The organism is Bilifractor sp. LCP21S3_A7, assembly GCF_052118825.1.
GTDB lineage: Bacteria > Bacillota > Clostridia > Lachnospirales > Lachnospiraceae > Bilifractor.
This window is the reverse complement of the sequence record NZ_JBQKGL010000001.1, coordinates 321,083-333,779: the sequence shown is the minus strand read 5'-3', so window position 1 is coordinate 333,779 and position 12,697 is coordinate 321,083. Positions and strand designations below refer to the sequence as shown.

Genomic DNA, 12,697 nt, shown 5'->3' with positions numbered 1-12,697 from the left:
TAACAAAAGAAAAAAGATATACAGAGTACAGAAAGGCATTGATATGAAAGGAATCATTCTGGCAGGCGGATCCGGAACCAGGTTATATCCGCTGACTAAGGTGACATCGAAGCAGCTTCTCCCGATTTATGACAAACCCATGATCTACTATCCGCTTTCCGTTCTGATGAACGCGGGGATCCGGGACATCCTGATTATTTCAACGCCGGCGGACACGCCGCGCTTTGAGGAGCTTCTCGGAGACGGGCATCAGTTCGGCATCTCGCTGCAGTATAAGGTGCAGCCGTCTCCGGATGGTCTCGCTCAGGCTTTTATCATCGGAGCGGACTTTATCGGGGATGAGCCGGTTGCCATGATCCTCGGAGATAATATTTTCGCCGGCCATGGTCTGAAGAAACGCCTGAGGGCTGCCGTGGAAAATGCAGAAACCGGAAAGGGAGCTACTGTGTTCGGTTATTATGTCGATGACCCCGAGAGATTTGGCATCGTAGAGTTTGACATGGATGGAAGAGCGGTTTCCATCGAAGAAAAGCCCGCGAAACCCAAGAGCAATTACTGTGTGACCGGACTGTATTTCTATGACAACCGTGTGGTGGAGTATGCGCGGAAGTTAAAACCGTCGGCCAGAGGAGAACTGGAAATCACGGACCTGAACAAGATCTATCTGCAGAAGGGAGAGCTGAATGTCGAGCTTCTGGGGCAGGGCTTTACCTGGCTGGACACCGGTACACATGAGAGTCTTGTGGATGCCACAAACTTTGTAAAGATCACAGAGCAGCATCAGCACCGCAAGATCGCCTGTCTCGAGGAAATTGCCTATCTGAACGGCTGGATCACAAGGGAACAGGTACTCCGGGAGTATGAGGAGCTGAAGAAGAATCAGTATGGCCAGTATCTTATGGATGTTCTGAACAACAAATACGTCGATATCCTTCACAATGACTGAAGCATGACGGAAGCAAAGGAGAAAATCATGAATATTATTGTAACCGGCGGCGCCGGATTTATCGGAAGTAATTTTATTTTCTATGAGATGGAGCAGCATCCGGAGGACAGGATCATCTGCCTGGACAAACTGACCTATGCAGGCAACCTGTCTACGCTGGCGCCGGTTCTGGAAAAGCCGAATTTCCGCTTTGTCAAACTTGATATCTGTGACAGAGAGGGAGTTTACAGACTGTTTGAGGAGGAAAAACCGGACATCGTTGTGAATTTCGCCGCGGAGTCTCATGTGGACCGTTCGATCGAGAATCCGACGATCTTCCTCGAGACGAATATCATCGGAACCTCGGTGCTGATGGACGCGTGCCGCAAGTATGGCATTCACAGATATCATCAGGTTTCCACGGATGAGGTTTACGGAGATCTTCCGCTGGACCGCCCGGATCTGTTTTTCCATGAGGATACGCCGATTCACACCTCCAGTCCGTACAGCACATCCAAGGCATCTGCGGATCTTCTGGTTAACGCATACCACAGAACCTATGGGCTCCCGGTAACGATCAGCCGCTGTTCGAACAACTACGGTCCCTATCAGTTTCCGGAGAAACTGATTCCTCTGATGATCGCGAATGCGCTGGCGGACAAAAAACTCCCGGTTTATGGAGAGGGCCTGAACGTACGTGACTGGCTTTATGTGGAGGATCACTGCAAGGCCATCGACCTCATCATGCGGAAGGGAACAGTTGGAGAGGTCTACAACATCGGCGGACACAATGAGATGCACAACATCGATATCGTAAAGCTGATCCTGGATTATCTGGGCAAGCCATATTCTCTGATCGAGCATGTTACCGACCGAAAAGGACACGACCAGAGATACGCCATTGACCCGACCAAGATCCACAATGAGCTCGGCTGGCTGCCGGAGACGATGTTCAAGGATGGGATCAAGAAGACCATTCAGTGGTATCTGGATCACAAGGAATGGTGGGAGAACATCATCCGTGGTGATTATCAGAACTATTATAATGAGATGTACGGGAAGAAAGAGGTTATCGGCTGATGAAGGTATTTGTGACAGGCGTGGCCGGGCAGCTCGGACACGATGTAATGAATGAGCTGGCGGCAAGAGGCCTGGAAGGGGTAGGAACGGATCTTGCTCCTTCCTACAGCGGTATCAATGACGGATCAGCGGTAACCGGGATGCCGTATGTATCTCTCAATATAACGGACGAGGATGCGGTTGACCGTGTTATTTCGGAGGTGAAGCCGGATGTCATTGTGCACTGTGCAGCATGGACTGCAGTTGATGCTGCGGAGGACGAGGAAAACAGGACGAAGGTCATGGCGATCAACGTGGACGGAACAAGGAATATCGCCCGCGCAGCGCGAAAAGCGGATGCAAAGATGGTCTACATCAGCACGGATTACGTGTTTGACGGACAGGGAACAGAACCATGGAAGCCGGACTGCAGGGACTACGCTCCACTCAATGTGTATGGAAAGTCAAAGCTGGGAGGGGAGCTCGCCGTCTCTGAGATCCTTGAGAAGTACTTCATCGTGCGTATTGCCTGGGTATTCGGACTGAACGGAAAGAATTTCATCCGCACGATGCTGAATGTAGGCAGGACGCACCCGGAGGTACGTGTGGTTGATGATCAGATTGGAACGCCGACTTACACGCTGGATCTGGCGCGGCTTCTGGTGGATATGATCGAAACCGAAAAGTACGGGTATTATCATGCTACGAATGAGGGCGGATTTATTTCGTGGTATGACTTTACAAAAGAAATATACAGACAGGCCGGCATGCAGACCAGGGTTACTCCTGTTACCACTGCGGAGTATGGACTTTCAAAGGCGGCGCGGCCATTTAACAGCCGCCTGGACAAATCGAAGCTTGTTGAGAATGGATTTCGGCCGCTTCCGGACTGGAAGGATGCGCTGCATCGTTTTCTGGTTGAGATCGGTGAGATCGGCTGATATCGGCGAATGAGGCGGACAGATATAAACACCATTGAATCCGCTGTGACAGTAAAGCCGGCGGATGTGAGCGGGCATTGAAAGCCGGATCAAAGAGAAAAGGAACAGTCGCATAAAACCTGGGATTCCGAGAGGAAAGAAACCGTTTTACTGCGGTCGTTCCTTTTTGCGTTCGCGCGTGCATTCAATCATAGACCAGTGCTGACGCAATGTATACAGGCAGTGATCCGCAACAGACATTTTATCAGGATAAATATATGGTAGAAATTTTGCTTGCAACCTATAATGGAGAGAGATATCTGGCCGAGCAGCTGGAGTCTCTTCTCTCGCAATCGGAGAAGAATATCCGGATTCTGATCCGTGACGATGGTTCCACTGATGGCACACGGGGTATCCTGGAGGATTATGCACAGAAATATCCGGAGAAGATTCGCGTGATTTGTGATCAGATCCGCTGCGGAGGGCCGACGCCAAATTTCATGGAGCTCGTGAAGCATGCGGCCGGGGAATACATTATGTTCTGCGATCAGGACGATGTCTGGAAAAAGGAGAAGGTCAGGAGGACGCTGCAGGTCATGGCAGAAAAGGAGGAGACAAGAGGCACGGATTGTCCGCTTCTGGTTTTTTCTGACTATATTGTGGCAGACGCGGCGCTGAATCCCGTCCCGGTCCGCGAGAAGCAACTGCAGGTCTACGGACACCGCACAGATTTCCGACATCTTCTGGTGCAGAATTATGTGACGGGATGCACGGTCATGATGAACCGGGCAGCTTACCGGCTTATGGGAGATTATGATCCGAGGATCCGTATGCATGACTGGTGGGCCGCGCAGTATGTCAGCGCCATTGGTGAGGTCGTCCATCTTCCGGAAAAGCTGATGTACTACCGGCAGCACGGCGATAATGTGGTGAGTGCGGTGAATGTCAGAAGCTTTTCCTATCGTATCGGTAAGCTGATGGACAGGAATACCAGATATAATCTGAAGCTGAATTTTGCGGAGGCAAGGTTGCTGTATGAGAGATTCGGCAGTATAATGCCTGAAGACTCGAAGAACGCACTCGAGGAGTTTCTGCGTATTCCGGACTTTTCAAAGCCGAGAAGGATGGCTGCCCTGCTTAAGGGACGCTTTCTGAAGGGGGACATGGTCAGAATCCTGGGACAGATGTTCTATATCTGACGATTTTACAATCCGGAAACAACATGGTAAAATAACAGACTGCAATATCTTAAAACAAGACAGAGAAAGTGTTTTATATGCTGATTAATAGTATTCCGGGACTGCTGCTTGTGTTTCTGGTGATCCCCGGCATCTGCGGATTTATCCTTACGGATCTTCTGCATCTATATGAGAATAACCGTGTCAGACGGTCCGTTCTGAATCTCGTCGCCGGAAATCTGTTGATGTGGGCGTCCTTTGAGGCGGTGGCAGTTCCCATGATTTTCCTTCGACAGGACTTTCGGCATGTGATCCTGCTGTGGCTTCTGATTCTGGCGGCGCTTGTGATTATCTTCGTCTCTGTTCGCAGAAAGGTTCCGTTTATCCGGTTCGATGCAAGGCACCGGAAGCAGCCGGGGCTTTTCCGTGACAGGACTGCTTTGGTTCTGCTGCTGCTTCTGCTTGTGATCGTGGGTTTCCAATGTGCGGTATATCTGTTTGGAATGCATCTGGATGAGGATGATTCCCGGTTTATCGCTCATGCGGTATACACATGGAAGACCAACCGGATGCTCACGGAGAATGCCGCGACGGGTGAGCTGAATCTCCAGAACTGGGGCGGAGACTATCTGAAGGATGCCGTCTCTCCGTGGATGATCTACATCGCAATGCTGGCGAGACTCACTGCAATGCATCCGGCGGTGCTTGCGCACACGGTACTTCCGGTGATTCTTCTGCTCCTCGGCTATGGGATCTACTGCCTGGCGGGTATGGAACTGTTCGCGGATGACAGACGGAAGGCAATTTTATTCTGTCTGATTGTCGCTTTTCTCCAGCTTTTTTTTGCGGGATCTACCGATACACAGTCGGAATTTGCGCTTCTGCGGATCTGGCAGGGGAAGGCCGTGGTCGCGGGAGTGGGAATACCGATGATCCTGTACTGCTTTATCTATCTGTACAGGCACGCCGGGGAAGAGAGGGCCTTCTGGATTCTTCTGGTCACAGATTTCGCCTGCTGCCTCCTCTCCGGGATGGGAATCATCATTGCGGCGTCCATGATCGGGATTTGCTCGATCTGGTACATTCTTGGATACCGCAGGTGGAGAGTGATCTGGAAGGTTCCTGTGGTACTTCTGCCTTCTGTCGTGTTCGGCGGGCTCTACTACATGTGTAAAATCGGGAGGATCGTACTATGACAGAGGCATGGAGGCAGGTACTGGATAAGGTGCGGGAATCCTTTGCGGGCAACTGGTTTCTGCTTTTATGGATCGTTGCCTTGATCTATCTGTTTTTCGCGGAAAAGGAAAAACGAAAGCTTCTCGTTTATCCATCCATTCTGCTCGGCGTTCTGATCTTTAATCCGCTTCTTTACCGGTATTGCTGGAGAAAGCTTTTTGATTATGCGTACTGGAGGGCGTTCTGGATGGTGCCGGTTCTGCCGGTAATCGCGGCAGCAACGGTGAGCCTTGCATGCAGGATGCGGAAAAACTTCATGAAGGCTGCCGTGATCGTTCTTGCTTTTGCAGTTTCAGCCGCGACCGGAACGTTCATATACAAGGATCGTTTCGTGAGAGCACAGAACCGTTACAAGCTGCCGCAGGCATCGGTGGATGTGGCTGATGCGCTTCTTGACCTTGACAGCGAGCCGCGCGCGGTAGTGGATTTCTCACTGTTCTGTTACATCCGTCAGTATTCACCGGACGTTCATCTGATGTACGGGCGGAATGCGTGGGGCTATATCGATTATATCGGGGGTGATCAGTACTCTGTATATCAGCAGATGACGCAACCGCAGCCGGACCTGAACCTTGTCCGCGGCAGCATGCTGAACATGGATTATGATTACCTGGTGATGCTCCCCTCCCAGGCACCGGGCTACCGGCAGGAGGACGCGGAGAGCTATGACAGCACCTTCTATTCAGACGCGATGAACAGCGTGGGATTTGAATATATGGATATGGTGGACGGCTATCTGATCTGCAGGGTACTGCCGGGCTGAGAAGAAAGCTGTTTAGACAGATTTCGGCAGAATACTCAGAAGTGAGTGACGTTTTTTGTTCTTAGGAGAACGTCGGAGCATAGAAGGCGGTCGCCAGAAGGCAGGCCTTGGGCTTCGTGACAGGCGGAGCAGACGTGACGACAGGAGAAGTATGAGTAATCGTAAGAGAGTATCGCTTTATATTATGAATATGGTGGATATCGTGTCTCTGCTGATCGCATTCGTGATATCCTATGAAATTCGTAAGATTCTTCCCATGTGGAGACTGCTTACGAGGGAGAGCATAATTGCCGGATACCGGTTTCAGCAGTTTCCGTATATGCCGCTGCTTTTTGCCACGATCATTTCCTATATTCTGGTAAATTTTCTGTTTCTGTATTCGGAGGAGTATCTCTCGCGAAATGTTTCGTCGGAGCTTCTTGCCACGCTGAGAATGATCGTAATGGTAATCGTCGTGGATGTCGTGATTCTGTTCATCACGAAGACCAGTGAACGATACTCCAGAATTTTCATGGCGATTTTTTTCGTCATTGCATACTTTACCTGTTTTATTCTGAGAGAAGCCGTCAAAAAAATCTATATTCCCCGTTATAAAAACGGAAAAGCCTCGGAGAAAATGGTGCTGGTCTGCCGCGAGCGGGACACAGACCGGGTTCTGGAACAGCTGAACGCGATTATCGACTGGAGATTTCATATATCTGGTCTTGTGATCACCGATGCGGACCTGGCGGGTGAATATATAAACGGCATCCGGGTTATCAGCAATTATTCCGACGCGATGGCGAGTATTCAGAAGGAGGAGGTGGATTCTATCCTCCTTGTGTCAGGTGATCCGGAAGAAGAGAGGGCGTGGGTACGTCATTTTCAGCCACTGGGGAAGACGGTTCATGTCAGTCTTCCGGAATTTGAACTAAGCGACACAAAGCGCATGCAGGATATGCTCGGACAGTGCGCGGTAGTCAGCTATCTTCCTGAGATTCCGATCCGGGGGCGAAATGTCGTTATAAAGAGGAGTCTGGATATCATTGTATCTATCCTTCTGCTTCCTTTTGTTCTCGTCATGATGCTGATCGTCACATTACTCACGAAGATTTTTCTGAAAGGGCCTGTTTTTGTTACAAGAGTAAGAGTAGGCATGAATGGACGCCGTTTTAACCAGTATCATTTCCGGGTATACCGGATGGATTCAGATCAGAGAAAGACGGAGGGCAGGAGCTGCTTTACCTGGCTCGGCCGTTTTCTGGATCTGACGCATCTGGACGGGCTGCCGCAGGTCCTGAATGTTCTCGTGGGAGATATGAGCTTTGTTGGCCCGAGGGCTCCGTCCCTTCCCTATTTTATTGAAAATCCGGGAGAGCTGCGGTATCTCTGCGCAAAGCCCGGACTGGTGGGCACATGGTGCACCGACCGTCGCACCGGACGCGCGGAAAAGGACCGATATCTGAATAACTGGAGTCTTGGCCTGGATGCTGAAATTATATTTATCATGATCATCCGTTATCTGACGTTCCGCTCCGCGAGAAGCCGTCAGATAATGTGGGAGCCGGAGGAGTGCGCCTTCATCCGGGAGTATATGGACTTCCGAAAGCCGCTGGAATACGACCACTCCACGTACACCTGCCGGATGACAGCGGGAAAATGTGTCTATTATTTCATCAAAAGACTGTTCGATATTGTGGGATCGCTTCTGGGAATCATTCTGCTCTCGCCGCTGCTTCTGATCCTGATGTTCGCGGTAATGGCGGATGACGGCGGCAACCCCTTCTACGGGCACAGCCGGATCGGAAAGAACGGAAAGAAAATCACGGTTTATAAATTCCGGAGCATGCGCCGGGACGCTGGCGATCTGGAAAAGATTCTGACGCCGGAGCAGCTTGAGCAGTATCGCACGGAGTTTAAGATTGACAACGATCCGCGTATCACTAAGGTAGGAAATTTCATTCGGCGCACGAGCCTGGACGAGCTGCCGCAGCTGTTCAATATTCTTTCCGGTGACCTGTCAATTGTCGGTCCGAGGCCGATCGTGGAGAAGGAAACTACAATCTATGGCAGTGATGTCGCAAAGCTTCTGAGCGTGAAGCCCGGTCTTACGGGATACTGGCAGGCCTATGCGAGGAACAATGCTACCTATGAGAGCGGCGAAAGACAGAAGATGGAGATGTATTACGTGGATCATCAGAGTCTTGGTCTTGATGTGAAGATTCTGTTCCGGACCGTGAAATCGGTCACAAAGGAAGAAGGCGCCCAGTAAACTGCCATGCGATGCATCATTCATTCTACCTACGGTATGAGTCTTTGCGTCAATTTGCAGCGTTCGTGCTGCTGGCAGGCCACCGTTCCGGTCGGGCAGCAGCGGTGTACAATCATCATTTCACACCAGCTGCGAGCGGGTGCGGTTCACTGCCAGTGCATATACCCGCGTATATTCGTATCCCTGCAATTTTGCGGTAATGGAAACGGGAGATCAAGGAGAATAGAATGACATCTGTGAATGAGAAGAAAATCAGGCTGATCATAGCCTGCCACAAGAAGTGTGAGGTGCCGGGGGATCCTGTCTATCTTCCGCTTCACGTAGGAGCAGAGGGAAAGGAGCCCTTTGGCTTCACCGGCGACAATACCGGCGACAATATCAGTTCAAAAAACCCCGTCTACTGTGAATTGACAGGACTCTACTGGGCATGGAAGAATCTGGACTGCGATTACCTGGGACTGGTGCATTACCGGAGATATTTTACACTAAAGAGCAGGCACGAGCAGAAGAAAAACGGCCTTCTTGCATCGGTGCTGACAGAGGGCGAGCTCAGGAAACTTCTGTCCCGGTACCGCGTTCTGGTTCCGAAGAAGCGGCATTATTACATTGAAAGTGTCTATTCTCACTACGCTCATACCTTCGACGGTACGCAGCTCGACAAGGCCAGGGAGATTCTTGCCCGGAAATATCCGGATTATGTGGATGAGTTCGACCGCTTCATGAAGCAGACCGGGGCATACATTTTCAATATGTTTGTCATGCCGAAGAATTTCGCGGATGAGTATTTCGTATGGCTGTTCGACATCCTTGGTGATCTTGAGAAAATGGTTGATACCAGCGGCATGTCAGCTTTTGACGCGAGATATGCCGGAAGGGTCAGTGAGAGGCTCTTTAATGTGTGGCTGATGCATCAGGTAGACACAGGCAGGCTTAAGAAAAGCGAGATTGGTGAGGTGCCATACCTTTATCTCGGAGAGATTGACTGGAGAAGAAAGATTACCTGTTTTCTCCGCGCGAAATTCTTTCACAAAAAGTATGAGAAGAGCTTCTGAAAATCCGCGGAGACAGAAGTCCGGACAGGCTCACAGGGGCATGCCTGTGGGCTGGTCTGTCTGGCAATATGGTATATTCAGAGGGCGTCAGGACGCCTGGAAAGGAAAAAATTATGGGAAAGATCAAGGTTACGGAAAATGCAGGCGGTATCAAGGGACTCTATGTGGTAGAGCCAACTGTTTTTGGTGACAACCGGGGATATTTCATGGAGACCTACAATTATAATGATTTTGCGGCTGCCGGAATTGACTGCAATTTTGTGCAGGACAACCAGTCCGCGTCAAAGAAGGGTGTGCTGCGTGGTCTCCATTTCCAGATTCACTATCCGCAGGACAAGCTGGTTCGCGTTATCCGCGGCGAGGTTTTCGACGTCGCGGTTGATCTGCGGGAGGGGAGCGAGACCTACGGTAAATGGTTCGGGGTGCTCCTGACAGAGGAGAACAAGAAGCAGTTTTTTATTCCAAAGAATTTCGCACATGGGTTTATTGTTCTCTCTGATTACGCGGAGTTCTGCTACAAGGTGACTGATTTTTATCATCCCAACGATGAGGGCGGACTGATGTGGAACGATCCGGACATTGCCGTGAAGTGGCCGATGCCGGAGGGAATGGGACCGGAGGATCTGACCCTGTCGGACAAGGATAAGGTGAACTGGAGCTATCAGGAGTTCCTTGAGAAGAAAAAGAACTTCTGATTTCAAAAGACTTAATAAGGACGATAACAATAATTAGGAGATCGAGATGTCAAAGTCAAGAAAGCCGGCGCTGTTTCAGATTCTGGGAGAGCTGTCAGGAAGCAGAAAACTGATCGGTAGTCTCGCGAAAAATGATTTCAAGACAAAATTTGCGGGATCTTACCTTGGAAGAGTCTGGGCGTTTGTACAGCCGGTTGTCACCGTCTTTGTGTACTGGTTTGTATTCGAGAAGGCACTGAACGCGGGAACGCAGTCCACGAAGCAGGGGATTCCCGTCCCTTATGTGCTCTGGCTTGTCGCCGGCCTGGTCCCCTGGTTTTATTTCTCTGACGCGATGTCTGCGGGGACGAGCGCGCTTCTTGAATATGACTACCTGGTCAAGAAGGTGGTGTTCCGGATCAGCGCGCTTCCGGTGGTGAAGGTAGTCTCGAGTCTGTTCGTACATGCCTTTTTTGTCTGCTTCATGTTGGGCATGTATGTGGTGTACGGACTGTTCCCCGGCGTTTATATGGTTCAGCTCGTATATTATTCGTTCTGCATGTTTGTCTTCGTCCTTGCGGTCTCCTATCTGACAAGCGCGCTTGCAGTTTTTTTCCGGGATCTGGTACAGATCATCAATATTATTCTGCAGGTTCAGATCTGGGCGACTCCGATCATGTGGAATATGGAGGCTGTGAGCTTTCCGCCGGCAGTCATTGTGATTCTGAAATTTAATCCGATGTATTACATTGTCTGCGGGTACAGAGATTCTCTGATCAATCACATATGGTTCTTCCAGCGGCCGCAGCTGACGCTGTATTTCTGGTGCCTGACGGTATTTTTGCTGTTCGCCGGGACTCATGTGTTCCGGAAGCTTCAGCCTCATTTTGCCGATATACTCTAAGAGGTATATTTCAGCGGCCGAGAAGGTACAGCAGAGCCCTCAGGCAAAGCGGCGGACAGGCCGATGTGTCAGTGTACGGAAGCCCCGGAGGACTCCGTATTGCTGAAGATCTGAATTCCGCAGGTACAGGGAATATGCCGCGGTATCAATTCCGGGAAAGGAAAACCAACCAGTATGAGTGAAGAATACGCCATCCAGGTAAAGGATGTCAGCAAGCTTTATAAATTATATGACAAACCGTCATACAGAATCCGTGATGCGCTGGGCCTTACACGGAAGAAGCTGTACCGGGAGCATTACGCGCTTCATCACATGAGCTTCAATGTGAAAAAGGGCGAGACCGTAGGACTGATTGGAACCAACGGCGCCGGAAAATCAACGATTCTCAAGGTCATTACCGGTGTACTGAACCCCTCGGAGGGTGAAGTGGTCATAAATGGCAGGATTTCCGCTTTGCTTGAGCTTGGCGCGGGCTTCAATATGGAGTACACGGGTATCGAAAATATCTACCTGAACGGTACCATGATTGGTTTCTCGAAGGAAGAAATCGACCGGAGGATGGACAGCATCCTGAAATTCGCGGACATTGGAGATTTTGTCTATCAGCCGGTGAAGACGTATTCCAGCGGAATGTTTGTCCGTCTGGCGTTTGCCGTCGCCATCAATATTGATCCGGAAATTCTGATCGTAGATGAAGCTCTGTCTGTGGGAGATGTTTTTTTTCAGGCGAAATGCTACAAGAAATTCGAGGACTTCAAAAAAGAGGGAAAGACGATCCTCTTCGTCAGTCACGATCTCGGAAGCATCTCCCGATACTGTGACAGGGTCATTCTTCTGAACAAGGGAGTCAAGCTTTCCGAAGGTAAGCCGAAGGACATGATTGATCTCTACAAAAAAGTCCTGGTCCATCAGGTTGACGAGGCTGCCGTACAGAACGGTGACGCTGACATTCACAGCACGACCGGAAAACGTTCTCTCACAGGCGAAGGCCGCATCGCAGACAATGCAGCGGATGGTGTGCGGGAAGACGGTGGAGCCGGGACAGCCGCGGACAGATCATCTGCCGGCAGGGATCATCCGTCAGGCAATGACGGTGGAAAGTGGATGGATCACTTCCGGATCAATCCGAATGTCAACGAGTACGGCGACGGACGGGCAAACATCATTGATTATGGTATTGTGGACGATCAGGGGGAGCTGACCTCAACGATCATCAAGGGAACCCGCTTCACGATCCGCAGCAAGGTACAGTTTAACCAAGAAATACAGAGCCCGATCTTTACCTATGCCTTCAAAAACCTTCAGGGAGTCGCGATCACCGGAAGCAATACCATGTATGAGAAGAAGGATATCGGACTGGCACACAAGGGGGATGTTTATGTCGCCTCCTTTGAGCAGGAGATGAACCTTCAAGGCGGTGAGTATCTGCTTTCCATCAGCTGCACGGGATATGAAAACGGAGGATTTGTCGTATATCACAGGCTGTATGATGTCATCAATGTCACCGTAATCTCGGACAAGAACACCGTGGGCTTTTATGATATGAATTCAGTTACCCGTGTGGAAAAGGTGGGTGGAGGCCCGGAAAGCCTTGCGTAAGGCACCAGGCAGGCACAGTAATTCTGAACAGAGCAATAGCAGAATGTAATCGGAAGGTCTTGTATAAGGCATCAGCAAACACAGTGAAAAATGGAAATACCGATACGTGCAGTAACGATGTCGTCGGCCTCGCACA

At 50.4% G+C, this 12,697-nt stretch carries 11 protein-coding genes; all 11 read left to right on the top strand.

The genetic code is table 11. The features are described from left to right. Nucleotides 1-43 precede the first annotated feature (43 nt). Nucleotides 44-946: a glucose-1-phosphate thymidylyltransferase RfbA gene (gene rfbA, locus ACTQ1O_RS01480; RefSeq protein ID WP_441485803.1), complete on the top strand. Its 903-nt coding sequence runs from the start codon at nt 44-46 to the stop codon at nt 944-946. 27 nt (nt 947-973) lie between these two features. Continuing rightward, the gene (rfbB, locus tag ACTQ1O_RS01475; RefSeq protein ID WP_441475550.1) at nt 974-2,005 is read left to right on the top strand and encodes a dTDP-glucose 4,6-dehydratase; all 1,032 of its coding nucleotides are present in this window, start codon (nt 974-976) and stop codon (nt 2,003-2,005) included. Next, a complete protein-coding gene (rfbD, locus tag ACTQ1O_RS01470; protein ID WP_441485802.1) occupies nt 2,005-2,925 on the top strand; it encodes a dTDP-4-dehydrorhamnose reductase in 921 nt (306 codons plus the stop codon). Before rfbB ends, rfbD begins: the two co-directional genes overlap by 1 nt. Nucleotides 2,926-3,182: 257 nt before the next feature. After that, on the top strand, nt 3,183-4,103 hold the full coding sequence (locus ACTQ1O_RS01465; protein ID WP_441485801.1) for a glycosyltransferase family 2 protein: 921 nt from the start codon (nt 3,183-3,185) through the stop codon (nt 4,101-4,103). 77 nt (nt 4,104-4,180) lie between these two features. Next, complete coding sequence (locus tag ACTQ1O_RS01460) at nt 4,181-5,278, top strand: DUF6077 domain-containing protein (protein WP_441485800.1); 1,098 nt, start codon at nt 4,181-4,183, stop codon at nt 5,276-5,278. Further along, the gene (locus ACTQ1O_RS01455; protein ID WP_441485799.1) at nt 5,275-6,081 is read left to right on the top strand and encodes a hypothetical protein; all 807 of its coding nucleotides are present in this window, start codon (nt 5,275-5,277) and stop codon (nt 6,079-6,081) included. Before ACTQ1O_RS01460 ends, ACTQ1O_RS01455 begins: the two co-directional genes overlap by 4 nt. Before the next feature lie 151 nt (nt 6,082-6,232). Continuing rightward, nucleotides 6,233-8,332: a sugar transferase gene (locus tag ACTQ1O_RS01450; RefSeq protein WP_441485798.1), complete on the top strand. Its 2,100-nt coding sequence runs from the start codon at nt 6,233-6,235 to the stop codon at nt 8,330-8,332. A 227-nt stretch (nt 8,333-8,559) separates the two neighbouring features. Continuing rightward, nucleotides 8,560-9,384, top strand: a complete 825-nt coding sequence (locus tag ACTQ1O_RS01445; RefSeq protein WP_441485797.1) for a DUF4422 domain-containing protein — start codon at nt 8,560-8,562, stop codon at nt 9,382-9,384. A 113-nt stretch (nt 9,385-9,497) separates the two neighbouring features. Further along, on the top strand, nt 9,498-10,079 hold the full coding sequence (gene rfbC / locus ACTQ1O_RS01440) for a dTDP-4-dehydrorhamnose 3,5-epimerase (RefSeq protein WP_441475557.1): 582 nt from the start codon (nt 9,498-9,500) through the stop codon (nt 10,077-10,079). A 46-nt stretch (nt 10,080-10,125) separates the two neighbouring features. Continuing rightward, nucleotides 10,126-10,962 (top strand): ABC transporter permease, encoded by an 837-nt coding sequence (locus ACTQ1O_RS01435; protein ID WP_441485796.1) that lies wholly within the window; start codon nt 10,126-10,128, stop codon nt 10,960-10,962. A 174-nt stretch (nt 10,963-11,136) separates the two neighbouring features. Continuing rightward, nucleotides 11,137-12,561, top strand: a complete 1,425-nt coding sequence (locus ACTQ1O_RS01430) for an ABC transporter ATP-binding protein (RefSeq protein WP_441485795.1) — start codon at nt 11,137-11,139, stop codon at nt 12,559-12,561. The last annotated feature ends 136 nt before the right edge of the window (nt 12,562-12,697 follow it).